Annotated in this window: 21 protein-coding genes; 8 read left to right on the top strand and 13 right to left on the bottom strand. The window is 74.1% G+C overall.

From position 1 onward, the window contains the following. Positions 1-13: 13 nt before the first annotated feature. The gene (locus tag B0I32_RS15235) at positions 14-1327 is read right to left on the bottom strand and encodes an FAD-binding oxidoreductase (RefSeq protein WP_106240099.1); all 1314 of its coding nucleotides are present in this window, start codon (positions 1325-1327) and stop codon (positions 14-16) included. A gap of 151 nt (positions 1328-1478) precedes the next feature. On the opposite strand from B0I32_RS15235, the gene B0I32_RS15230 reads away from it, so the two are divergent. Both B0I32_RS15230 and B0I32_RS15225 read left to right on the top strand, forming a co-directional pair. Further along, complete coding sequence (locus B0I32_RS15230) at positions 1479-2234, top strand: SAM-dependent methyltransferase (RefSeq protein WP_106239316.1); 756 nt, start codon at positions 1479-1481, stop codon at positions 2232-2234. Positions 2235-2277: 43 nt separating this feature from the next. Further along, a complete protein-coding gene (locus B0I32_RS15225) occupies positions 2278-3090 on the top strand; it encodes an aminoglycoside 3'-phosphotransferase (RefSeq protein WP_106239314.1) in 813 nt (270 codons plus the stop codon). Here B0I32_RS15225 and B0I32_RS15220 read toward each other — a convergent pair. The 3 genes from B0I32_RS15220 to B0I32_RS15210 form a co-directional block, all read right to left on the bottom strand. Further along, positions 3063-5303, bottom strand: a complete 2241-nt coding sequence (locus tag B0I32_RS15220; RefSeq protein WP_106239311.1) for an LLM class flavin-dependent oxidoreductase — start codon at positions 5301-5303, stop codon at positions 3063-3065. The two genes, B0I32_RS15225 and B0I32_RS15220, sit on opposite strands and share 28 nt — an antisense overlap. Then, positions 5300-6226: an LLM class flavin-dependent oxidoreductase gene (locus B0I32_RS15215; RefSeq protein ID WP_106239309.1), complete on the bottom strand. Its 927-nt coding sequence runs from the start codon at positions 6224-6226 to the stop codon at positions 5300-5302. Before B0I32_RS15215 ends, B0I32_RS15220 begins: the two co-directional genes overlap by 4 nt. Before the next feature lie 129 nt (positions 6227-6355). Beyond that, positions 6356-6847 carry a MarR family winged helix-turn-helix transcriptional regulator gene (locus tag B0I32_RS15210; RefSeq protein ID WP_106239307.1) on the bottom strand — a complete coding sequence of 164 codons (492 nt, stop codon included), beginning with the start codon at positions 6845-6847 and terminating at the stop codon, positions 6356-6358. 106 nt (positions 6848-6953) lie between these two features. Here B0I32_RS15210 and B0I32_RS15205 point away from each other — a divergent pair, with 106 nt between their 5' ends. Continuing rightward, positions 6954-7613 carry a hypothetical protein gene (locus B0I32_RS15205; protein ID WP_219911825.1) on the top strand — a complete coding sequence of 220 codons (660 nt, stop codon included), beginning with the start codon at positions 6954-6956 and terminating at the stop codon, positions 7611-7613. 3 nt (positions 7614-7616) lie between these two features. On the opposite strand, the gene B0I32_RS15200 is transcribed toward B0I32_RS15205, so the two are convergent. Further along, a complete protein-coding gene (locus B0I32_RS15200) occupies positions 7617-8201 on the bottom strand; it encodes a TetR family transcriptional regulator (protein ID WP_106240095.1) in 585 nt (194 codons plus the stop codon). 117 nt (positions 8202-8318) lie between these two features. Between B0I32_RS15200 and B0I32_RS15195 the strand changes: the two genes are divergently transcribed. Beyond that, on the top strand, positions 8319-9221 hold the full coding sequence (locus tag B0I32_RS15195) for an SDR family oxidoreductase (RefSeq protein ID WP_106239305.1): 903 nt from the start codon (positions 8319-8321) through the stop codon (positions 9219-9221). Positions 9222-9230: 9 nt separating this feature from the next. Here the strand turns inward: B0I32_RS15195 and B0I32_RS15190 are convergent, their stop codons facing one another. From B0I32_RS15190 to B0I32_RS57645, 3 genes are all read right to left on the bottom strand, one after another. Beyond that, on the bottom strand, positions 9231-11681 hold the full coding sequence (locus B0I32_RS15190) for a WD40 repeat domain-containing protein (RefSeq protein WP_106239303.1): 2451 nt from the start codon (positions 11679-11681) through the stop codon (positions 9231-9233). A gap of 219 nt (positions 11682-11900) precedes the next feature. Continuing rightward, positions 11901-13520 carry an alpha-L-arabinofuranosidase C-terminal domain-containing protein gene (locus tag B0I32_RS15185; protein ID WP_106239301.1) on the bottom strand — a complete coding sequence of 540 codons (1620 nt, stop codon included), beginning with the start codon at positions 13518-13520 and terminating at the stop codon, positions 11901-11903. 1 nt (position 13521) lies between these two features. Further along, the gene (locus B0I32_RS57645) at positions 13522-13677 is read right to left on the bottom strand and encodes a hypothetical protein (RefSeq protein WP_181307419.1); all 156 of its coding nucleotides are present in this window, start codon (positions 13675-13677) and stop codon (positions 13522-13524) included. Positions 13678-13851: 174 nt separating this feature from the next. Between B0I32_RS57645 and B0I32_RS15175 the strand changes: the two genes are divergently transcribed. Next, positions 13852-14841, top strand: coding sequence for an endonuclease/exonuclease/phosphatase family protein (locus B0I32_RS15175; protein ID WP_106239296.1), 990 nt, complete (start codon positions 13852-13854; stop codon positions 14839-14841). A 173-nt stretch (positions 14842-15014) separates the two neighbouring features. Further along, entirely contained in the window at positions 15015-17015 is a 2001-nt protein-coding gene (locus B0I32_RS15170) for an MMPL family transporter (protein ID WP_181307417.1), read from the top strand. Here the strand turns inward: B0I32_RS15170 and B0I32_RS15165 are convergent. Then, a complete protein-coding gene (locus tag B0I32_RS15165) occupies positions 16984-18489 on the bottom strand; it encodes a wax ester/triacylglycerol synthase domain-containing protein (protein WP_181307415.1) in 1506 nt (501 codons plus the stop codon). The two genes, B0I32_RS15170 and B0I32_RS15165, sit on opposite strands and share 32 nt — an antisense overlap. A gap of 176 nt (positions 18490-18665) precedes the next feature. Between B0I32_RS15165 and B0I32_RS15160 the strand changes: the two genes are divergently transcribed. Continuing rightward, positions 18666-19511: a phosphatase PAP2 family protein gene (locus B0I32_RS15160; protein WP_181307413.1), complete on the top strand. Its 846-nt coding sequence runs from the start codon at positions 18666-18668 to the stop codon at positions 19509-19511. 5 nt (positions 19512-19516) lie between these two features. Here B0I32_RS15160 and B0I32_RS15155 read toward each other — a convergent pair whose 3' ends face one another. Continuing rightward, positions 19517-19903 carry a RidA family protein gene (locus tag B0I32_RS15155; protein WP_106239287.1) on the bottom strand — a complete coding sequence of 129 codons (387 nt, stop codon included), beginning with the start codon at positions 19901-19903 and terminating at the stop codon, positions 19517-19519. Between the two features lie 73 nt (positions 19904-19976). Between B0I32_RS15155 and B0I32_RS15150 the strand changes: the two genes are divergently transcribed. After that, entirely contained in the window at positions 19977-20870 is an 894-nt protein-coding gene (locus B0I32_RS15150) for a LysR family transcriptional regulator (protein WP_106239285.1), read from the top strand. Positions 20871-20919: 49 nt separating this feature from the next. On the opposite strand, the gene B0I32_RS15145 is transcribed toward B0I32_RS15150, so the two are convergent. Genes B0I32_RS15145 through B0I32_RS15135 form a run of 3 tightly spaced genes read right to left on the bottom strand, consistent with a single transcriptional unit; the run spans position 20920 to position 23622 of the window. Continuing rightward, positions 20920-22038, bottom strand: coding sequence for an N-acetyltransferase (locus B0I32_RS15145; RefSeq protein WP_106239283.1), 1119 nt, complete (start codon positions 22036-22038; stop codon positions 20920-20922). A 19-nt stretch (positions 22039-22057) separates the two neighbouring features. Further along, a complete protein-coding gene (locus B0I32_RS15140) occupies positions 22058-23374 on the bottom strand; it encodes a beta-ketoacyl-[acyl-carrier-protein] synthase family protein (protein WP_106239281.1) in 1317 nt (438 codons plus the stop codon). After that, a complete protein-coding gene (locus B0I32_RS15135) occupies positions 23374-23622 on the bottom strand; it encodes an acyl carrier protein (RefSeq protein ID WP_181307411.1) in 249 nt (82 codons plus the stop codon). Before B0I32_RS15135 ends, B0I32_RS15140 begins: the two co-directional genes overlap by 1 nt. Positions 23623-23839 lie beyond the last annotated feature (217 nt).

Raw genomic sequence — 23839 nt, 5'->3', positions numbered from 1 at the left:
GGCCGCCCTCCGGTCAGCCCAGGACGGGGAAGTTGGCGCGGATCACGCCGTGCGGGTCGTGGGCCCGCTTGATCGCCCGCAACCGCGCCAGGTCCGGCCCCGTGAACGCCGCCGCGGCCCGCTCCCCGGCCCCCAGCATCGTGTACGGCTTGCGCCCGCCGACCCGCTCCCCCAGCTCCTCCGCGTAGCGCCGCTGCCTGGCGCCCACGGCCGTGCTCAGCTCCGGGTTGAGCGCGAGGCCGAAGGTGGACAGCAGGTAGGGCTCGGTCACGGGACCGCTCGGCCCTCCGTCCGGCCGGGCGGCGGCCAGCGCCCCGCCCAGGTGCCTGAGCTGCACGCCGACCACCGGTTCCGCGGGCGTGTCCAGCAGGATCCCCGCCACCTCGTCGTCCAGGCCGGTCAGCAGCTCGGCGCGGGAGCGGGCCGGCGCCGGGTCGGTGGGCTCGGCGGTGACGGCGCCGAGGTCGGCCACGGCGACCGGCCTCCGGCTGTCGGAGAGCGCGTCGCCGATCTTGTCGAGCCGGGCGAGCAGCGCCCTGCCGTCGCCCTCCTCGCCGAGGTAGGTGACGTCCAGGGTGACGAGGGGCGGCGCCTGCGGCAGGCGTACCCGGTTGAACCAGACGCTGAGCTCGTCCGGCGCGTCGAAGGTGATCTCGCGGAAGGCCTCGAACACCTCCCTGGCCCGGTCGCCTGGCCAGACGACCCGGCCCCCGTACAGAGCGGGGGCGGGATGCAGGTCGAACTCGACCGCCGTGACGAGCGCGAAGTCGCCACCGCCGCCGCGCAGCGCCCAGAACAGGTCGGGGTCGGAGCCGGCGGTCACGGTGGCGGGCTCCCCGTCGGCCCGCACCACCTCGAAGGCGCGCACGCTGTCGGCGGCGAACCCGTACCGGCGGCCGAACCAGCTGAGGCCGCCGCCGAGCGTGTAGCCGGTCACGCTCACGACCGGGTTGCTGCCCGCCAGCCCGGTCAGGCCGAGCGGCCCGGCCGCGGCCAGCGTCTCCCCCCACGTCACCCCGGCGCCGACCCGGGCCACCCGCTCCTCCCCGCGTACCTCGACACCGCCGAGCCGCCGGGTGCGCAGCAGGACGACCCCGTCGGCGTCGCCGGAGGCGCCGTGCCCGCTGGGCTGCGCGCTGACCGCCAGCCCGGCTTCGGCCGCGTACCGGACGACGGCGGCGACGTCGGCGGCGTGCGCGGCCTCCACCACGGCCGCCACGCGCTGCTCCACCGACAGGTTCCACGGCCTGGCCGCCTGCTCGAACCCGTCGTCTCCGGGCAGCAGCACCCGGCCCGCCACCGCGCCGCGCAGGTCTGTCTTCGTCATGTGCTCTTCCAGCCTTCCCGTGTCCGTCATCGGCCCCCGGTCGTCCGGGGGCATCGCTATGACGGAGGCCGCGGAAGAGATGTGACGGGAAGGCCGGAGTCCGGCGAAAAGGGTTTGGGGTGGGGCGACGCCGTCCGGCATATTGCCTGCCATGGAACGCGACCTGATCAGCCATCTCGCCCACGGCGACCATCCCATCGCCGCGCCCGTCTCCGGGAGCGGGCTCGAACGCCTGCTCACCAGGGCCGGGTTGCCGCCCCGGGCCCGCATCCTGGACCTGGGCTGCGGGGAGGGCGCGTGGCTGACGCGGGCGCTGACGCTCTACCCGGACGCGACGGCCGACGGGGTGGACGTCTCCGAGTCCGGCCTGGCCGCGGCCGCCGAGGAGGCGGAGCGTCGCGGCGTGGCCGACCGGCTGCGGCTGCACCGCACGCCCGCCGCCGGCCACACGAGCGCGGAGCCGTACGACCTGGTGCTGTGCGTGGGGGCCACGCACGCCTACGGCGGGCTCGCGCCGACGCTGGCCGCCGTCCGCGGCCACCTGCGGCCGTCCTCGGGGCTGGCGCTGGTCGGCGAGGGCTTCTGGGAGCGCCCGCCGACCCCTGAGCAGCTCGCCTTGCTCGGCGCCGAGCCGGACGAGTACGCGGACCTGGCCGGCACGGTGGAGCGGATGGAGGCCGCCGGGTACGCCGTGATCCACGGTCACACCAGCACGCTCGCCGAGTGGGACGAGTACGAGTGGTCGTGGACCGGCACGCTCAGCCGCTGGGCCCTCACTCATCCGGGCCCCGACGGGGACGCGGCCCTGGCCGCGGCGCGTGCGCACCGCGAGATGTGGCTGCGCGGCTACCGCGGCGTTCTGGGCTTCGTCACGCTCCTCCTCCACCAGACCCCTGAGCCGGGATAAGGCGTTGTCAGCGGGTCCGTCCGGCTGGGAGGATCCCGTGCCTGTGAGCCGTTCCGTCGCCGCCGAGATCCCGGCCGGCCCTGTGACCGTCCCCGCCGTCGTCGCCGGCCTGGCCGGCGGTGACGGCATCACCCCGGTGTGGCGCAACGAGCTGGGCGGGCTGACGTTCCGGCTCGACGGCGCGGGGGGCGAGGTCCGCTACGCCAAGTGGGTCGCCGCCGGCACCCCCGAGATCGATCTCGGCGCCGAGGCCGAGCGGCTGGCCTGGGCGGGGCGGTGGGTACGGGTGCCGCCGGTGCTCACCCACGGCGCGGACGCCGACGGCGCCTGGCTGGTGACGGCCGCCGTGCCCGGGGTGTCCGCGGTGGACGCGCGCTGGGCCGGCGCTCCCGCCGTCGCGGCGACGGCCATCGGGCGGGGGCTGCGGATCCTGCACGACGCGCTGCCGGTGGCGGAGTGCCCGTTCGACTGGAGCGTCGAACGGCGGCTGCCCCGGGTGGCCGAGCGGATCGCCGACGGCGAGGGTCCCGGCGACTGGGCCCCCGAACATCGCCCGCTCGGCCTGGCCGAGGCGCGGGCCCGGCTCGAAGCGCCGCCGCCGGTCGACCGGCTGGTGGTCTGCCACGGCGACGCGTGCGTGCCGAACACGCTGCTGCTCGACGACGGCACGGTCGCCGCCCACGTCGATCTCGGCTCGCTCGGGGTCGCGGACCGGTGGGCCGACCTCGCCGTCGCGGCGTGGAGCGCCGAGGAGGACTACGGGCCCGGGCACGACGCCCACGTCTACGCGGGGTACGGGATCACGCCGGACGCCGAGCGCATCGCGTACTACCGGCTGCTCTGGGACCTGGCCTGATCCGGTTCCGGGGTGATGTTGAAGTTGTCGCGGAAGACGTTGTCCGGGTCGTAGCGGCGTTTGAGCGCGCGCAGCCGGCCCAGATGGGCCTCCGGGTAGGCGTCGTGCAGGCGTTCCGGGCGCAGGTCGGTCTCGAAATTGAGGTAGAGGCCGGAGAAGTGGGGCAGCATCGCGTCCCAGGCGCTGTCCAGGGCGCGGCGGTTCGCGCCGAACGCGACGAGCTGGAAGTTCGCCGAGCGCCCGGCGTACGCGGTCGCGTCGGAAGGTACGTCGGCAACGGCGCCGCCGACCGAGCGGATCGCGAAGAAGTACGACAAGCCGCCCGCGATCAGCCGTCCCACGTCGCCGGCCAGCTCGGGCGTGAGGTGGCCGGCCAGCGCGGACCTGGTCACCGGCTCGCCCTGGCCGTCGTGGGGAGCCTGCGGCGCGTTCATGATCGCCTCGTAGGGCAGCACCTGGATGGAGTAGTCGAGCACCGGCGCCACGGAGGCGAGCGGCTGCAGGCGGGCGATGATGGTCTCGGCGTCGCGGGAGTCGACGACGGCCATGACCTGGGCGACGGTCGGCTGTCCCAGGCGGGGCCGGCCGATGATGAGGAAGCTGGTCAGGTCGCGCGGCGCGGCCTCCATGACGGCGCCCCACCGTTCGAGGAACCCGGCCGTGTCACTGGCGTCCATCACGAACTGCCCGAAACCCACCTCGCCCACCTCGTCGGCCTCGAACTCGAAGGAGGTGACGATGCCGAAGTTCGCCCCGGCGCCGCGTACGCCCCAGAACAGCTCGGCGTTCTCCTCCTCGTCGGCGCGCACCCGGGTGCCGTCGGCCAGCACCAGGTCCACGGCGCGCAGGTGGTCGACGGTGAGGCCGTGCTCGCGGACGAGCCAGCCGATGCCGCCCGACGTGGCCAGCCCGCCGACGCCCACGCCGCCGTAGTCGCCCGAGCTGAGCGCCCAGCCGTGCGGGGAGAGCGCGGCGGCGACGTCGCGCCAGCGCGCGCCCGGCTCGACACGGACGCGCCGGGTGGCCTTGTCGAGTATTTCGATGGCGTGCAGGCGGGACAGGTCGATGACGATGCCGCCGTTGTTGGTCGAACGGCCGCTGATGCCGTGGCCGCCGCTGCGGACGGACAACTTCACCGGCTGCGTACGCGCGAACCGCACGGCCTCGGCGACCTCGCCCGGAGTGCCGGGGCGCAGGACCAGGCCGGGGGATCCGCCGCGCAGGTACGTCGAGCGCACCCGGCCGAAACCGGCGTCCCCCGGCTCGATCGCGGAGCCGGCCAGCGACTCGGGGACGGCGTCGTAGGCGATGCCGTCGCGGCGGTGGCGGCGGACGTACAGGCTGGGGACCTGCTCCGACCTGGGGATCTCGCCCCGGGCGGCGCGCAGCGCCGGGGCGACGTCGGTGGCGAAGCGGCGGATGGTGGCGGGGTCGTCGGTGGTGAGGATGAGCGTGCTGACGCCCTGGTCGAGAATGAGAGGGAGCAGCGCGGAGATCCAGCGTTCGGGCGTGCCGGTCAGCGAGCTATCCGCGTTATCGGCTGCGGTGGTGAAGCGGCCCGTGATGTGGGTCAGGCGGTGGATCTCGCGCGGATCGCGCCCGGCCGCGACGGCGGCCTGGTCGATGGCGGCATTCGCACCCGCCTGACCCTCGGCACCCGCCCAGCTGTCAGTGGCCGAGCCGCCATCGGCGGGCGGCCGTAGCCAGCCGTCCGCCTTGGTGCCGGCCAGGCGGAGGAGGGCCGGGTCCGGGGTGCCGGTGAGCAGGATCGGGAGGTTGTGCGCGGGGGCGGGGCCGCGTTCGGCGCCGGCCAGCCGGTGGTGCTCGCCGGCGAAACTCAGGGGTGAGCGGAGGTGCGCCGTCCAGATGCCGCGGACGATGTCGATCGCCTCGTCCAGGCCGGGTTCCGCGCTGAGGATCAGCTCGGCGCGCCCGTCCGCGAGCAGGTCGAGACTCGCCGCCGCCCGCGCCACGAGGGCGGGGTTGATCCCCGGCCCGCCCGGATGCGCGGCGAGGTGGATGCGGGTGGTGCGGGCGGCGGTCCAGCTCAGCAGCGTCCACGGGTCGAGCTCCGAGGCCCCCGGCCGGAACGACACGAGGTCGTAGCCCAGCTCCTCCCCCAGCCGCGCCCGCTCCACCGCCGCCTGCGGCCCGTCGTCCCCCGGGGTGAGCAGCAGGCCGAGCCGCAGCGGATGCCGGTAGTCCACGCTCATCGCCCCGCTCCGGCGATCCCGCCGCCGCGCGTCGCGCGTTCGGTGGCCACCAGGTCCCGGACGAGCGGCGCCACCTCCTCGCCGAACGTCCGGATGGTGGCGGCGTCGTCGCCCATGACGATGTAGCCGGACAGGCCGTACTCCAGGGTCAGCGCGGCGAGTTGTTCCGCCCACTGCTCGGGAGGCCCGGACAGGAGCCGGTCACTGCGCGGCCCGAAGCTCCCGCCGAGGTTGAGCAGGCGGCGGACGGCGGCGGGCTCGCGCCCCGCCTCCACGGCGGCGGCGTCGATGATCTCGTTGGCCTGGGCGATCTCGTCCAGGCTCTTCATGTACGGCAGCGACGGCAGCCACCCGTCGGCCTTGGCGCCGGTCAGGCGGAGCATCTTCGGCTTGTACGCGCCCAGCCAGATGCCGATGTCGTGCGCCGGGGCGGGCCCGCGCTTGGCGCCGTCGACCTGGTAGTACGTCCCGTCCACCCGGAACAGCGACCGGTCGGCCACGTCCCAGACGCCGCGGATGACGTCGATGGCCTCACTCAGCGCCTCGACGGCCTGCCCCGGGGTGAGCCGCCGCCCGCCCATGGCCTCGATCGCGTCCCAGAAGGCGCCCGAGCCGAGCCCCAGCTCGAACCGGCCCCCGCTGAGCAGGTCGAGGCTGGCCGCGGCCCTGGCGAGCACGGCCGGCGGGCGGAGCGGGAGATTGATGACGTTGCCCGACAGGCGGATGCGCTCGGTCCGGGCGGCGGCGTACGACATCAGCGTCCAGGTGTCGAGGTAGGCCGACTGGTAGGGGTGGTCCTGGAAGGTGGCCAGGTCCAGCCCCGCGGCCTCTGACTCCCGCACCAGCGAGACGACCTCCTTGGGTGAGGCGTTCGCGGGGGTGATGAAGGATCCGAACATGAGCTCGTGGCCGTAGTCAGGCATGTGCCCTCCCCTTGCGCCCTCCGACAGGGCAGATGTGTTGTTGTGAAGACTATCTAGATGCCAGACGAGTTGCACAACAGTCGGTTGCACGCGGGCATTCCCCGCGCATGCAAGTACTTGAGGCGCGGCTCAGGCGCCGTCGGCGAGCACCTGTTCGGCCACTTCGCACGGGTCGGTGGCGGGCTCGATGTCGCGCACGTCGCAGGCCACCCGCCGCAGCAGGCTCCTGAACGTCTCCCGTTCGGCCGCGTCGAGCGCACCGAGCAGGCCGTCCTCGGCCTCGCGGACGCGCCGCTCCAGCTTCTCGAACGCGCGCACGCCCTCGGAGGTGGCCACGATCCTGCGCTGGCGGCGGTCGGCCGGGTTGAGCCGCCGCTCGACCAGGCCGGCCTGGACGAGGTCGTCGACGAGGTACGTCATCACGGTCCTGTCGATGCCCAGATGCGCGGCCAGGGCGAGCTGGGTCGGATGGTCTCCGGCCACGACGGCGGCGAGGGTCTGGTAGCCGCGCGGGCCGTGCGGCAGGTCGCCGATCACGGTGACGACCGAGCTCTGGTACGCGCGCAGCAGCAGGCCGAGCGTCCAGCCGAGATTGTCCTCACCCGAGGTCTCCCCGCTCATGCGCCCCAGCATAGTCACCAGCCTGGACGGCGGCCGGTGGCCGGATGTTTCACAAAACGCTGAAGCGTGACGAAGAGGATTCCAGGCGCCGCTAACGTGGCCTCTCATGACGTACGGCCCGCACCAGCCTCCACATCCCGCGCCCTACCCTCCCCAGCAGCCCCCGCAGTCCTTCGGCCCGCCTCCCGTGGTGATCGACGTCGGCGGCGACGCCAAGGTGAAGGCGATGATCGGCGGCTCCGTCTCGGGCGTGATCGGGCTCTTCGTGATCTTCTCGGTGCTGACCGGGCAGACCACGGGCGGCGCGGGGACGGCGGTCGTGGCCGGGCTGCTGGGGCTGGTCTTCCTGGGCATCGGCCTGCTGCCGGTGTTCGCCTGGAAGAAGATCAGCCGGCCGCGCCTGCTGGTGTTCGACGGTTTCGGCGTGCGCTGGGACGATCCCCGGGGCAAGCCGTGGGCGGTGGCGTGGGCGGAGCTGTCCGGGGTGGGCATCTCGCGGACGCGGCAGCGCCGGGTCAAGCTCGCCGACCACATCTTCCGCAAGACGATGGTCCGGCTGGACCTGTTCCCCGCCGACCAGGGGTTCCGCACGCGTCATCCGGACATGGAGCACCTGTGGGAGTTCCACACGGTCAAGAACGGGTACCGGCTGCCGCTCGGGTCGAATCCCAGGTACATCCCGGTGATCGAGGGTGCCATGCGGCAGTACCGGCCGGGGGCTTACCTGGGGGTCAAGGACGAAGGATTCATGGTCGGGCTCGTCTGAGCCTCATCGAGCGGCGTCGGCGGCCGGGGTGGTGAGCGAGAGGGCGCGCAGGTCGTCGAAGGCCTGGAGGAGGTACGCGTCCAGGCTCTGCGTGGAGTCGTCGATCCAGGCCTGGGCCGCATGGTGGAAGGCGGCCCACCCGGTGTGGGCGGCCAGGCCGGCCAGCCGGTCGGCGACACCGCGCCGGCGCAGCGCTTCCGCCACGGCTTCGGCCATCGACGCGGCCTTGGCCAGGTCCCGTTCACGCAGGGCCGGCGTCTCCGCGATGACCCGCAGCCGGGGCTCCGCGAAGGGCCGGTTGCCCTCAAGGATGTGCTCGACCTTCCTGAACGCGTGCAGGATCAGGTCGAGCGGCTGCAGACCGTCGGGCGCCTCGGCCACCGCCTCCGTCAGGGCCGCGCGCAGGTCGGACTCGCCGTCGAAGAGCACCTCGCGCTTGTCGGGGAAGTGCCGGAAGAACGTGCGTTCGTTGAGGCCGGCCCTGGCGGCGATCTCGGCCGTGGTGGTCCGGTCGAACCCGCGTTCCCGGTACAGCTCCAGAGCCGCCTGCTGAAGGCGGCGGCGCGCTTCTGCTCCGCTCCGTGGCACGCTCCCCAGGATACGCATATGTCAGTCACTGGCGCTACTTGACGCCAGTGACTGACGCTACCTACAGTCGACGGCTGAACGTAGTGTCAGTAACTGGCGTTAAGCGGGAGAGTTCTCATGCATGTCTTCGTCACCGGCGGTACCGGCCAGACCGGCCCCGCCGTCGTCGCCGAGCTCATCGCGGCGGGCCACACCGTGACCGGTCTGGCCCGGTCGGGCACGGCGGCCGCCCGGCTGAGAGCCCTGGGGGCCGCCCCCCATCACGGCTCGCTGGACGACCTCGGCAGTCTGCGAGCCGGCGCCGAGGCCGCCGATGGCGTTCTCCACCTGGCCTACGGCGGCGACTTCTCCGACCTCGACGACATGCTGCGGCGCGACAGGACCGCGATCGAGACGCTCGGCCGGCCGCTGGAGGACTCGGGCAAACCGCTCGTCGTCACCTCGGGCACGCTGGTCATGCCGGCCGGCCGGGAGAGCACCGAGAAGGACGAGCCCGACCCGGCCGGGCTCGCCGCCTTCCGCGTCGCCGGCGAGCGGGCGGGCCTGGACTTCGCCGCCAGGGGCGTGCGCGCCGGCGTGGTGCGCCTGGCTCCGACCGTCCACGGGCCCGAGGACCACGGTTTCGTCCCCATGCTCATCGCCACCGCACGGAAGACCGGCGTGTCGGCGTACGTGGGGGACGGCGCGAACCGGTGGCCCGCGGTGCACCGGCTCGACGCGGCGGTCCTGTTCCGGCTGGCGCTGGAGCAGGCGGCAGCGGGCAGCGTGCTGCACGGAGTGGCCGAGAGCGGGATCCCCTTCAGGAGCATCGCGGAGGTGATCGCCCGGGGGCTGGGCGTGCCGGCGGTCTCGCTGACTCCGGAGGAGGCCGCCACGCACTTCGTCAGCCCGTTCATGGCCAGGGTCTACGCCTTCGACGGGCCCGTCTCCAGTTCCCTCACCCGGGAGTCGCTCGGCTGGTCACCCGTACACCCGACGCTGCTCGAAGATCTTGAGCACGGCGACTACCTGGCCTCCTGACCGCGCTTCTCACGGGCAGACGTCCCGGTACGGCAGGCCGGGCACGAAGGCCGCCCACTCCTCGCGGGTCAACGAGCGCCCCGCCTGGGCACAGGCCGTGGCCGTCACGTCGCCGGTCAGCGCAGCGGTGTCCCACTTCCAGACGGCGTACGCATCCCCGGTCACCTGCACGAGGTCGGCCACCGCCACCACCAGCTCCCTGCCGTCGCGGGTGAACGCCAGCGCCCGCACCTCACCACCGTGCCCGGCCAGCGGCGGCCCCAGGGGCCGGCCGGTGGCGGTGTCCCACAACCGCACGGTGCGATCCTGACCGCCGGTGGCGAAGACCGTCCCATCCGGGGCGAAGGCCACAGCGCGGACCTGCCCGGTGTGACCGATGAGCGAGGCCCCGTGGGGGCGGGCGGTGAGCGGGGCTTCGTGAGGGCGGACGCTTGGCGGGGCTTCGTGGGGACGGGCGGTGGCCACGTCCCAGAGCCGGGCCCGCTGGTCCTCGCCGCCCGACAGGAGCAGACCGCCGTCCGGCGCGAAGGCCAGCGAGGTCACCGGCAAGGCGTGGGCCCGCACCGTGCCCCGCGAACGGCCGGCCGCCACATCCCACACCGACACGGAACCGTCCGAGGTGCCCACAGCCAGCAACACGCCACGCGGATCAAAGGCCGCCGCCGTCACCCGCCCCGCATACCCGACCGGCCCGCCTTTTACCTGCCCGCCGGCCTTAGACGACCAGATCAGAACCCCACCCGACTCCTGGCCTGGTGTCCCGTCGCTCTCGTTCTCGATCTCCGTGGCCAGGAGGCGGCCGTCCGGGCTGTAGGCGAGGGGGCGGCCGCGGATCGAGGTGGGGCCGTCGAGGACGGTGGTGTTCAGGCCGCGGGCGGCGTCGTCGGAGCCGGAAGCCGCCAGCACGCGGCCGTCCGGGGTGAGGGCCATGCCGTCCACGAGGTCGTCGGGCCGGATGCGCAGCCGTTCGCCGAGCCGGCGGGGCCGCCGCACGTCCCATGACCACACGGCACCGGACCCGGGCGTCGTCGCGTCGTACGGCTGGACCACGAGCCTGCTCGCGTCGGCGCTCAGGACGGCCTGGGTGGTGTCCTGCCGCTCGTACCAGCGGTCGGGCATCGGCCGGTCGGCCGGGACCTCGCCGCCTGCGCCGCCCGTGCCCGGCAGGGTGAGCCGGTGCCGGACGCCACGCGGGATCCGCCACAGGCGCACGGTCGCGTCGGCGCCCGCGCTGGCCAGCAGACCGCCGCCGGGGCTGAAGGCGACGGCGTTGACGGCGTGCGTGTGCCCGGTCAGCGGCTCCCCGAGCGGGCGGCGGGCGCGCACGTCCCACAGCCTGATCGTCGCGTCCTGGCCGGCCGTGGCCAGAACGCTCCCGTCGGAGTTGAAGGCCGCCGAGGTGATCAGGCCGGTGTGGCCGGTGAGCGGCCGGCCGATGGCGCGCCTGGTGGCGACGTTCCAGAGCTGGATGTGCTCACTGCCCGTGGTGCCGGCCAGGATCCTGCCGCCCGGCCCGAACGCGAGCGCGCCCGCCTCCTCGCGCGGCTCCGGCACGACACTCCCCCGGACCGGCCGCAGCGGGTCTCCCGTCAGCCTGCCCGAGGCGACGTCGAACGTCCTGATGAGCCCGCCCGGATACGCGGCCGCGAGCAGCGACCCGTCCGGGCTGAACGCGACCGGTCCCGGGGCGCCGTCGAGGGAGTGCAGCGCGGCCACCGGCCTGCCCGAGCCGACGTCCCACAGGCGGGAGGCGCCGGTGGAGCCGCTCGTCGTGGCCAGCAGCCTCCCGTCGGGGCTGAACGCGGCCCAGCGCCGGCTCCACGGAGCGGTCTCACCACCGCTCCAGCTCTCGCGGGTACGGGTGTCCCACACGCGCACCCGCCCGGTCGCCGACGCGACGGTGAGATGACGGCCGTCGCGGCTGTACGCCACCGCCATCCCGTCCTCCATCCCACCCTCCGACCGCCCACCCGCTTCCTCCTCCCCTGGCTCCCCTTGGCCGGGTTCCCCCTGCCCGGTCTCGCTCTGCCCTGGTTCGCCCTGCTTCGTCCCCCTCTCCCCCTGTGGCCAGGCAACGGGGGTCAGGCCGGCCGTCTCCCACAGACGCAGCGGCGTGCCGCGACCGGCAGCGGCCAGGGTCGCACCGTCGGGACCGAACGCGACGGCGTGCATCTCCCCGGGGAACCCACCCAGCACGGCCGGCTGCGGCGTCACCGTGGCCGCGCGAACGGCCGCCCCGGCCTCAGCGGACCCGGGCATGATCCGGGCGGCGGCGACAGCAAGCAGCCTGGCCAACTGCGGCGATGCGACGGCCATGGCCCGGCTCTGCGCGCTGAGCTGTCGGCTGAGCGCCTGGTCACGCTGAACGCGGACACGATCAAGCTCGCCCCGGGCGGCGACGTTCACGACCACCAGCCCACCCACGACGACCAGCAACATCACCACCAGCACGGCCAGCACGACAACCGGCCTGACCCGGCGCCGCCCCCGCCGAGAAGGCGCCACCCCCAGAGAACCGCGCGACACTCGGCCGACGGGCACGGGGTCCGCGGGTGGCGGGTCCGGGGTGTCGGGTGGCATCGCGGACCTTCCCTGGGGGTGCGGGCCACTCGTCACGCTAGTGAACGGTGGCCCCCACGCCTCTGACCGTGGGCGTCTCTGTTCCGTTCCGGCTCGCGTTCACAGGGACAGGACGGTCACCGAGTGCGGTGGAACGGCCCATCTGCCGTCGGCGGCCTCGACCGGGCCGAGGTCGCGGACGGCGATCGTGTCCGGCGCGGTCAGCGTGTTGGCCGCGCCGAGGTCGGGCACGTCGGCGCCCACCTCGCGGATCCGGGCGGTGGCGGGCGGGGCGGCGTCGTCGAGGACGAGGCGCAGGCGTACGGTGGCGGAGCGGTGCCGGTTGATCACGGCGACGCGTACCGAGCCGTCGTCGGCGCGGGTGGCCGAGACGTCCAGGTACGGGACGGTCATGGGCGCGGTGAGCAGGCTGCCGTCCGGCCCCCGGTTGTCCCCGAGGACGACCGAGGCGGTCCGTGCCGGGCCCTCGACCTGGCAGGGCAGCACGGTGCGGCCGGTGTGGTGCCGGTAGAGGTGCCAGATGGGGTGGATCGCCGAACGCACCGCGCCGCCGGGCCGGGCGACCACAAGGCCGTTGGCGTTGACCAGGTTGACCGGGTTGGCCATGGCGACGGGGGCGGGCAGGCCGGCGGTGCGGTGGATGGCGTGGAAGACGCCGGCGCAGAAGAGCGCGTCGGCGACGGTCCTGGGGCTCCACCGGTTCACCCGCACGGCCCCGGGATCGCCGCCGGGAACGGTGGTCTCGCGCGGGGCGACGCCGCCGTCGTCGCCGGGCATCGGCTCCGGCCAGGCGGCGGGTTCGAGATGACGCATCGTCCACTCGTCCAGCGCGAGCGCCGGCGGCCGGTCCAGGCCGGCGTCATGGGCGAGGGCGGTGACGAGCTGGGAGTAGGCGTGGATCTCGCGCTCGAAGTAGAGCGACTGGGCCACCACGGCGTCGTAGTCGTCGCCGGTCCACAGGTGCGTGCCGGCCCCGTACAGGTGCAGGGACAGGTAGTCGAGCAGCGAGCCGGCCCGCTTGAGCAGGGGCCGCGTCCACTCCTCCTGCCGCCACGGGATGCCGACCCCGACCAGTTTGACGTCCGGGTCGACCAGGCGCATGAACAGGGCGTGCTCGCGGGCCGCGGCGGCGTACTGCCCGGCCGTGCGGTGGCCCATCTGCCACGGGCCGTAGACCTCGTTGCCGACGCCCCAGAAACGCACCTTCCACGGCTCGATCCGGCCGTTGCGCGCCCGGCGCGCGGTGAGCGTGGTGTCCCTGGCGGAGTTGGTGTACTCGATCCAGCGCACCGCCTCGTCCACGTCCCGCGCCGAGTGCACCAGGTACGGCTCCGCGCCCACCGCCTCGCACCAGGCCAGGAACTCGTCGGTGCCGAACCGGTTGGACTCCCGCCCGCCCCAGGCCAGCTCCAGCCTGCTGGGCCGCTCGTCCCTGGGGCCGACGCCGTCCTCCCAGTGGTAGGCCGAGGTGAAGTTGCCGCCCGGCCAGCGGATCGGGCCGGGCCCGAGCTCGCGGCAGAGCGCCAGCACGTCCGTACGCACGCCGCGCAGCAGGCCGGGCTCGCCGATCGACAGGGGCGAGCCCTCGTCGAACACCCCGCCGTCGATGTTGCCGAAGAAGGCCGACTCCAGGAAGTGCCCGTAGACGTCGTCGTCGAGGCGGCCCGACGGCCGGCGGGTGTCGACGGTGACGACGGCCTCGGGACTGGGGACTGGCATATCAGGAAGACTCCGTTCTGGTCGTGGCCGGCGCCGCTCCCGCGCTGCCGCCGGCGTACTGGCGGCCCCGCAACCGGGCCACCGCGCGGATCGGCGGGATCGCGGCGGCCTGGCCCGGCCGCCGTCCCCTTTCCCGCTCGTCCACGGGAACCGTCATGCCCACCCCCGGCGTGCGCCGACCGGGCTCGCGGGAAGAGTCCTCATCCGGCGCGCTGTGACGGCGGGAGAGCCTTCATCCGGCGTACGCCGACCGGGCGCGGGAGCGGTTCTCATCCGGGGTGCGGAACGCTCCTCATCCGGCGTTAAGAATGGCCGCCTAACGTGGCCGTCTGTGCTGGTGCGAGACGACGTGGAGACGGCGGGGGCGGCGCGGCCCCGCCGGGTGTGGCGGGGCCGGGCGGTCATCGGGGTGAGCGTGCTGTTCGCGGCGGGGACGGCCATGCGGGCCGGCGGGTGGGAGGCGGGCCCGCTGCTGGTGCCGCTGGTCTCCTTCACCCCCTACTTCGGGGTGGCGGCGCTGGTCGCGCTGGTGGTCGCGGTCGCCGTCAGGAGCCGGGCCGCGATCGCGATCCTGCTGGTGGTGTGTGCCGGCCTGGCCTGGTTCGTGCTGCCGCGGGCGATCCCGGGCGACGGGGCCTCCGGAGGTCGGGCGTTGCGGGTGCTGACGGCCAACCTCAACGGCGGGCGCGGCGACGCGGCGGTGATCGTCGATCTGGTACGCAGGCTCGACGTGGACGTCCTGAGCATCCAGGAGCTCACGTACGCGGTACGCGACCGGCTGTCGGCCGCCGGATTGGAGCGGCTGCTGCCGTACCACGTCGGCCGGGCGGACTTCCGCGGCCCCGAGGGCAGCGGCGTGTACTCCCGCTACCCCCTGACCGAGCGGACCGGCCTGTTCAAGCCGGTCGGGCACCACATGCCGGTGGTCGAGGTGGCGCTGCCCGGCGGCTCGCCGGTGGAGATCGTGGTCGTGCATCCGGTCGCGCCGGTGCCCCGTACGGTGCCGGAGTGGGCGGCCGGGGTCGCCGCGCTCCCGCCCGCGCCCTCGTCGGGGCCGCCGCGGATCCTGGCGGGCGACTTCAACGCGACGCTCGACCACGCGGTGCTCCGCCGGCTGCTGGACACCGGCTACACCGACGCGGCGGCGGCCACCGGGCAGGGGCTCGTCCCCACCTGGCCGCACGGACGCTCGCTGCCGCCGCTGGTGACCATCGACCACGTGCTGACGGACGCGCGGTCGGCGGCGGCAAGTGTGCGGGTGTTCGACGTGCCGGGGTCCGACCATCGTGCGCTCTTCGCCGACCTGCGAGTGAAGAGTTGACCATTCATCGGACATCTGGCGCTTATTTCGCTTCGGGCATGACGTAAAAAGGAGTCTCCGCGTGCGGGCGTTCAGTTGAGACAGGGAATCATGGGTCCACGTGCCGGCCGGCACTTTTCAGCATCGAGGCCGGAGGTGGGCGGGAATTGTCGTTTTTGTTTCGTATGGCGGTTGTGCGGAGAATTGCGGCCGGTGTGGTGCTCGGCTGGGTGGCCGTCGCCGCGGTGGCCCTCCTGGCGGGCGGGCCGCTCGACGACGTACGCGTCACCAGCGGCACCTCCATGCTGGCCAGGGGCGCCGAGTCGGCCCGCGTGCTCGACCTGCTGGCGAAACAGGACGGCAGGGTGGTGCCCGCGCTCGTGATCTACGAGCGTGACGGGCCGCTCCAGGCCGGCGACCTCAAGGCGGCCAGGAAGGACCTGCGCCGCTTCATCGCCGTCCCCAACGTGCTCGGCACGGCCTCCGACCCCGTCCCCAGCGCCGACGGCCGCGCCCTGCAGACGACCGTGCTCGTCTCCGGCAAGCCCGGCGTGCTGGTCAGCCCGGTCGCCGAGGAGCTGCGCAGGATCGCCGCGGAGGGTGGCCCGCCCGGGCTGGTCACCTATGTGAGCGGCGCCGTCGGGGCCGCCGCCGACTACGTCGACTCCTTCGGCCACGTCGACGGCACCCTGCTGGCGCTGAGCGTGGGCGTGGTGCTGCTGGTCCTGCTGGCCGTCTACCGCAGCCCCGTGCTGTGGGTGATCCCGATGCTGGCCGTGGTGGTGGCCTACATCTGCTCGGCGGCGGCGGTCTACGCGCTCGCCCGGGCCGGGGTGATGACGCTGCGGGCGGCCACGCCCGAGATCTTCACCGTCCTGGTGTTCGGGGTGGCCACCGACTACGCGCTGCTGCTCGTGGCCCGCTACCGGGAGCGGCTGCGGGTGACGGCCGACGAGCGGGCCGCGCTGAAGGACGCGCTGTCGGGAGGCATCCGCACGGTCGTCGCCTCGGCCCTCACGGTGGCGGGCGGCGTGGGCTGCCTGGTGGTGGCCGACACCAACGCGCTGCGCTCGATCGGCGCGGCCGCCGCCGCCGGCATCGTGATCACGATGGTGGTGATGGTGACGCTGCTGCCCGCGCTGATGCTGCTGGGCGGGCGGCGGGCGTTCTGGCCCAGCGTGCCGCGTCCCGGCGAGGCCGCCCGCGACGGGCTGTGGCGGGGCGTCGCCGGTTTCGTCGGCCAGCGCCCCCGGCTGTCCTGGGCGGGCTCGGCGCTGCTGCTGACGCTGCTGTGCCTGGGGCTGACCACGCTGGACGCCTCGGGCATCCCGCCGTCGGCGCTGTTCACCATGCGTACCGACTCCGTGGCCGGCTACGACGCGCTGAAGCGGCACTATCCCGCCAGCGCTCCCGTGGTGGTCCTGGCCAGGCAGGACAGGAGCGCCGCGGTGGCCGAGGCCGCCCGGCGGTCGGAGGGGGTCGTCTCCGTGCGGCCGGGGCCGCCCGCGCGGTGGCGCGGCATCGACGTGGTGCTCGCCGCCGAGCCCAACACGCCGGAAGCCCAGCGCCTGGTGGAGCAGTTGCGCGCGTCCGTACGCGGCGTCGCCGGCGGCGCGGCGCTGATCGGCGGGTTCACCAGCGAACTGCTCGACGTCAAGAACGCCGCCGTCGACGACGCCTACCTCGTCGTGCCGCTGATCCTGCTGGTCGTGGGGCTGATCCTGGTCGTCCTGCTGCGCTCGCTGGTGGCGCCGCTGCTGCTGATGGGCACGGTCGTGCTGTCGTTCGCCGCCACGCTGGGGCTCTGCTCGGCGCTGTTCACCCAGTTCCTCGGCTATCCCGTCATGGACGCCTCGTTCGCGCTGTACGCGTTCGTCTTCCTCATCGCCTTCGGCATCGACTACAACATCTTCCTGATGGCCCGCGTACGCGAGGAGTCCATGCGCCTCGACACCCGCGAGGCCACCCTGCACGCGCTGCGGGCGACCGGCGGGGTGATCACCGCGGCGGGCGTGGTGCTGGCGGCGGCGTTCTTCGTGCTGACCGTGCTGCCGCTGGTGCCGATCGTCCAGCTCGGGCTGCTGGTGGCGATCGGGGTCGTCATCGACACCGTGGTCGTGCGCTCGTTCCTGGTGCCCGCGCTCGCCCACCACCTGGGGCGGGTCATCTGGTGGCCGGCGCGAGCGACTCCGTGAGCTCCCGCCGCAGCAGTTCGGGGAACTCCTCCGTACGGGCGACGCGGGGGTCGAACACCGCCGAGATCGCCACGTTCGCGCCGGCGGGCAGGATCACGACCATGCCGGCCAGGGCCGGCGGCAGGCCGGGGACCGCGAACACCTCGCCCTGACCGGCCAGGTCCCTGGGCACGGGCAGGGCGGTGGCGCCGAGCCGGCGGGGGAAGCCCCGGCCGAGCAGCGGCGACAGCAGCCGCAACATCGGCACGGCCACGGCGGCGGGCAGCCCGTACAGGCGGCGGGCGGACCGGCGGGCGTGACCGATCCGCGTGATCGTGGTCTGCTCGGCGATCCGTTCGAGCCTGGCCGCGGGGGACGGCTCGTCGCAGGGCAGGGTGATGGGGAGCAGCCCGGTGTGGTTGCCGAGCCCGGTGTGCTCCCGATGCCCGACCAGCCCCACCGGCAACCCCACCGGTAGCCCCCTCGACAGTCCCCTTGGCGGTCCCACGGGCCATTCGTCCGGCGGCCCCGCCGATGGACCGGCCGCCTGCCCGGCCCGCGACTCACCTCGCGGGCCGGCCGCCGGCTGCCCGTGTCCGTCCAGGGCCGGCCCGCCGTCCATGGACGGCTGGTTCCAGGTGCGCAGGGCGCCGGTGACGAGGGCGAGGCCGATCTGCGCGATGCTGGCGCCGGTGGCCCGGGAGACGGCGTCGAACGCCGCCCGGTCCAGGTTCGCCACCTCCAGCCGGGGACCGTCGCCGGTGCTCTCGCCGGGGTCCGGGTGCGTGGCGAACCACGGGGGCGAAGCCGCCGCCAGGCGGCCCAGGTCGGCGAGCGCGCGCCGGGCCGGACCCGGCGACCCCCGGTACACCGGTCCGGCACCACATCCCCGTTCGGCACCGCCACCGGCACCGGCACCGGCGCTGCTACCGCCGCCTCCACCGCCCACGTCACCGCCACGACCATCGTCACCGCCACGACCATCGCCCGCGCCCGTGGGTGCGGGCAACGTGCCGGTGCCGAGCAGGGCGCGGGCGGCGGCCACGACTCCCATGCCGTCCTGGAACGCGTGGTGCGCCCGGTAGCAGATGACGTGCCCCTCCCCCGGCTCGCCGTACAGCACCATCAGGCTCCACAGCGGTCGCTCCCAGGACAGCGGCCGCAGCCGCATGGCGTCCACGACCGCCTGGTACGCCCCGGCCCCGCGCGGCAGCCGATGGAACTCGACGTGGTCGGCGGCGTCGAACCCGGGGTCCGGCTCCCAGTACGCGTTCCGTCCTCGCCCGGCCGGCCGGTAGGTCAGTGCGGGGGCCGCCACGCGCACCCGTTCCGCGACGAGTTCGCGCAGCGACCCGGGCTCGGGCGGCGGGCCCGGGAGGCGGACGGCGAGGCCGCAGTGCATGCGGGAGTCGTGCACCGCCCCCGCGCCCAGACGGATCGCGTAATGGTCGCCGAAGGTCAGGGGCACCGCGCCGGCGGCGAATTCGCCTTTCACGCTTGACCACGTTATCGCCGCCACCCGCCCGGTCGAAGCCATTCGTGCGGGGCGTGCCGCGACTATATTGAGCCCCAGCGAATGGCGCGGAATGGCGACGCAACGGCGCGGGGGTCGCGGGACTTATGGTGGAATTCAGACCGGTTGAAAAGATAATGCTGGGCTATTTCGGGATAATGGCGGTCATTGTGGCCGTGGCCCGGAATCGCCTGCCCGAGTGGCCGATGCTGCTCGCCGGCTACGCGCTCGCCGCGCTGCTCCTGCTCGCCCTGGCCGCCGCCATGCGACGGCGGCCCGGCAGCAGGCCGGTCGCCGTCCTCCGGTTCGCCGCTCCGCTGCTGGTGCTCCCGTTCGTCTACTCCGCCGCCGCCGAGACCGTCCTCGTGCTGCACGGCCGCTTCGTCGACGACGTGGTGCTCGCCTGGGAGCGGGCGCTGTTCGGGGGCTCGCCGAACGTGGCCGCGGTGTCCGCCGGCAGCCCGCCGCTGACCGAGCTGCTGACGCTCTGCTACTTCTCCTACTACGGCTGCTTCCTGCTTCCCATCGTCCTCTACGTCCGCGGCCGTGAGCCCCTGGCCGAGCGTTACCTGTTCGCCGCGATGACGACGCTGCTGATCTGCTACCTCGGGTTCATCGCGGTCCCGCTGGCCGGTCCCGTGCCGGCCACGCCCGAGCTCGCCGCGGCGTACAAGCCGTCCGGCTATCTGATCACGTCGCTGCAGAACCAGATCATGGCCGCCTTCGACCCGCCCGGCGCGTGCTTCCCCTCGCCGCACGTGGCGGGCGCGTGGATCACGCTGCTGAGCCTGCGCCGGCACATCTCCACCCGCGCCCGCCTCGCGCTGGGGGCGCTGACCGCCGGTCTGACGGCGGCCGTCGTGTACGACTGGTACCACTACCTCTCCGACGTGGCCGCCGGGCTGGCGGTGGCGCTGGCGGTCCACTTCGCCATCGAGCGGTACGCGGCCAGGAAGCCGGCCCGGCAGGCGCGGTCACGTGTCCTGCAGAGCTCGCACCGCTAGCCGCGTCACGCGGGCCGTCGTGCGTCCACCTCGATCTCGAACTTCATCCGGGGGTCCGACAGGCCGCACACGAGCATGGTCGCGGCCGGGCGGACGTCGCCGAAGCGGCGGCGCAGGGCCGGCCAGCACGGCGGGAAGTCCTCGCGCTCGGGCAGCAGGTATCTGACCCGGACGACGTCGGCGAACGAGCAGCCCGCCTCGGCCAGGGCCGCTTCGACGTTGCGCAACGCCTGCTCGGCCTGTTCGGCCACGTCGCCGGAGATCGTCATGGTCGTGTAGTCGAAGCCGGTCGTCCCGGACACGTGCACCCGGTCGCCGTCGATCACCGCCCGGGCGTAGCCGATCTCCTCCTCGAAGGTGGACCCACTCAAGATCGCGCGTCGCTCTGTCATAGGGCCACAACGTAGAAGACCAGGAGCGATATGTCCAAGACCGTCCCCATCATCATCTGATATCTCTAAGCGTATGGACCGTCCCGAGCTCAACCTTCAGCAGTTGCACGCCTTCACGGTCCTGTCCGAAGAGCTCCACTTCGGGCGCGCGGCCGAGCGGCTGGGCATCGCGCAACCGCCGCTCAGCCAGCAGATCCGCCGGCTGGAGGCGAAGGTCGGGCATCCGCTGTTCACCCGGGGGCCGGGCGCGGTCGCCCTCACGGCGGCGGGCCGGCAGCTCCTGCCCGCCGCCCGGCGCGCGCTCGGCGAGGTCGCGGCCGGTCTGGACACGGCCCGGCGCGCGGGCAGCGGTGAGGCGGGGCTCATCCGGGTCGGCTTCGCCGCGTCGCTCGCGCTGACCGTCCTGCCGGGCTTACTGCGTACCTACCGGGACCGGTACCCGCAGGTGCGGATGGAGATCCGCGAGATGACCTCGGCGCCGCAGGTGACGGCGCTGCACGAGCACGTGATCGACGTCGGGCTGCTGCGCGAGCCGCCGGACGAGCCGGGGCTGGCCGCCGAGGCGATCCTGGCCGAGGAGTTCATCGCGGTCCTGCCGGTCGCCCATCCGCTCGCGGCCCGGCGCGTCGTCCCGGTCGAGGCGCTCGCGGACGAGCCGTTCGTGCTGCTGCCCCGCGGTGCCGGGCCGAGGTTCCACGACCGGATCCTCGGCCTGTGCCGCAGCGCCGGCTTCGAGCCCCGCCTCGGCCAGGAGGCCGTCGAGTGGCAGACGGTGTGCGCGCTCGTCGAGGCCGGGCTGGGCGTGTCGCTCGCCCCGGCGAGCATCCGCCGGATCCGCCTGAACGGGGTCGCCTACCGCCGGATCAGTCCGAACGACGCCCGCACCACCGTCGCGGTGGCCTGGCGCCGCGACGACCACGATCCCCTGCTCGCCCGCTTCCTCGCGGCCGCCCGCAGCGACCTCTGATGCCCCCTGGCGGCTTCCGGACGATCGTGAACTGCGGTCGCCGTCGGCTTCACAGCTCGCGGCCGTAGATGCGGTACGTCCTGGCGCGGGCGCAGCCGAGTCGGCGCAGGTAGCCGTTGACGGCCTGGTTGTCCTCCAGTGTCCAGCCGTACTCGGTGCCGCCGGTGTAACCACGCGCCGTGATGGCCTCCTGGCCCCTGGCGAACAGCACGGTCTCGACGCCGCGCCCGCGCGCGTGCGGCAGGACGCCGAACAGCACGCCCCTGACCCGGTCGATCCGGCGCACCGCCCGGACCAGGCGCAGCATCCCGATCGGCAGGCCGAAACGGGTCAGGCGGCCGCGCGCGGCGGTCAGAGCCTGGTTGAGGTCGGGCAGGGCGAGGGCGACCCCGGCGGGTTCCCCGGCCACCTCCGCGAGCTGCACGATCGCGGGATCGAGGTGCGCCTTCAGCCGCCCGGTGACGTCGGCGAACTCGGCGCCGGTCATCGGCGTGAAGCCCCAGTTGCCCTGCCAGGCCCGTTCGAAGACCTCCTGCACCACCCTCATGTCGGCGTCGTAGCCGGAGCCCAGGTCGAGGGGCCGCACGGTGACCTGGTGACGCCGCTCGGCCAGCCGCGCCACCCGCAGCAGCCGCTCCATCGGCAGCCCGCCGGCCGTCTCCTCCCACGTCCACAGGTCCTTGGCCTTGGTCAGCCCGCAGGACTCCAGCAGCGGCGGGTAGTAGGCCGGGTTGTACGGCATCATCACGCTCGGCGGCCGGCCGAACCCGTCCACCAGCACCCCGCACTCGTCGTTCGTGGTGAACCCGACGGGCCCCAGCATCGTGCGCAGCCCGCGCCCGCGCAGCCACGACGCCGCCGCGTCCAGCAGCTCGCGCGCCACCGACGGGTCGTCGGCGCAGGCGAACTGCCCGAAGAACCCGTCGCGGGCGGCGCGGAGCTCGTTGTGCCGCGGGTTGTGCACGGCGGCGACGCGCCCGGCCACCCGGCCGCCCCTGCGCACGGTGAACAGCTCGACGTCGCCGTACTCGAAGAACGGGTTGCGCCGCCGGTCGAGCAGGCGCCGGCAGTCCTCCCGCAGCGGCGGCACGAAGGCCGGATCGCGGCCGTGCAACCGGTACGGGAGCTCGATGAACTCCCGCAGCTCGCGGCGGCCCCGCACGGGCACGGCCGCCGTGGCCGGCCCGCTAGGGGCGTGCGGAGGTGAAGACGAGGCTCGCATTGTGGCCCCCGAAGGCGAACGAGTTGGACACGACGGCTCCCGGACCGAGCGGGCGCGGCCGGCGTACCACGTCGATCTCGCACTCGGGGTCCTGGACGTCGAGGTTGATCGTGGGATGGATGAGGCGTTCGTGCAGCGTCAGCACGCTGACCACGGCCTCGATCGCCCCGGCCGCGCCGATCGCGTGGCCGAGGATGCTCTTGGTGGAGGTGACGGGCACCTGGCCTGGCCCGCACAGCCGGGCGATGACCTGGGCCTCGGTGATGTCGTTGAGCGGGGTGCCGCTGCCGTGGGCGTTGACGCAGGCGACGTCGCCGGTGCGCAGGCCCGCGTCGGCCAGCGCCTGCCGGACGCACCGCTCGGCGCCCTCCCCCTTGGGGTCGGGGGTGGTCAGGTGGTGGGCGTCGGAGGTGCGGCCGTACCCGGACAGTTCGGCGTAGACGCGGGCGCCGCGCCGTTCGGCGTCCTCCAGCCGTTCGAGTACGACGAACGCCGCGCCCTCGGCCAGCACGAACCCGTCGCGGGCGGCGTCGAACGGCCGCGAGGCGCACTCCGGCTCGTTCACCCGCTGCGACAGCGCGCCGCAGCGGTGGAAGGCGAGCAGGATCGTGGGCGACACGCACGCCTCCGTGCCGCCGGCCACGACCAGGTCGGCCGAGCCGTCGCGGAGCAGGCGCAGGCCCTCCCCGATCGTGTGGCCGCCGGAGGCGCAGGCGGTGGAGACGGTCAGGCTGGGGCCGAGGATCTGGTGACGCATGCTGACGAACGCGGCGGAGGCGTTCGGCATGATCCTCGGGACGTAGAGTGCGCTCGGCTGCGCGCCGGCCCCGGGCGGGCTGGGCGGCGGGCTGGGCGGCGCGGCGTACGCGGCGCCGAGCAGGGTGGCCTCGGCGGTCTCGTTGCCGCCGAGCGCGGTGCCCGTCACGACCGCCCGCCGCTCGGGCGGCACCGACGCGCCGGCGAGGCCGCCGGGACCGCCCAGGCCGTTCATGCCGCTCGGATCGATCAGCCCGGCGTCGGCGAGCGCGTCGTCGGCCGCGCACACGGCCAGCAGCGTCGCCCGGTCCATGCGGCGCGCCTGCTTGCCCGTCACGTAGGGACCGGTGTCGAAGCCGGGGACCTGGCAGGCGAAGCCGACCGGCAGGGACGAGGCGTCGAAGGAGGTGATGGTGCGCGCGGTGGAGCGCCCGGCGATCAGGGTGTCCCAGAACGTCCGCAGGTCGTTGCCGCCCGGTGTGCGCACGCCCAGGCCGGTGACGGCGACGCGGACCCGTTCCGCCATCAGCCGGCCTGGGCCCCGGCGCGGACCAGGGAGGCCACGTCGGCCAGGGTGCGGGCCTGCTTGGCGGTGTCGAGGTCCACGACGAGCTGGAAGCGGTCCTCGCTCGCCGCGGCCAGCTCGGCCATGTCGAGGCTGTCGGCGTCCAGCTCCTCGCGCAGGTCGGTGTCGGGGGCGATCCGCGCCGGATCCACCGAGAGGATCCTGGCGCAGATGGCGCGCAGCTGGTGGAAGGTCTCGTCCTCGGTCATGCTCACGTCCTTGTCGGCTCTCGGCTGTCGCCCGGTCAGGTGCTGGTCGGGCGCTTGGTCGGGCATCGGGCCGGCGACGCGGCGGACCCGGGCGCCGCACGGCACGGAGCACTTCCTCCGGACCTGGGCACCGCGAAGCACGAGGCGCTTCCCCCGGACCTGGCCGGTTACTCTACTCTTACGCTTCGACACTGTCAGCTACGATCGCCTGACGCGG

Source organism: Nonomuraea fuscirosea, from assembly GCF_003001935.1.
In the GTDB taxonomy this organism is placed as follows: Bacteria; Actinomycetota; Actinomycetes; order Streptosporangiales; family Streptosporangiaceae; genus Nonomuraea; species Nonomuraea fuscirosea.
Note: the sequence above shows the minus strand (reverse complement) of the source record. Positions and strands in the feature narration are given on the sequence as shown.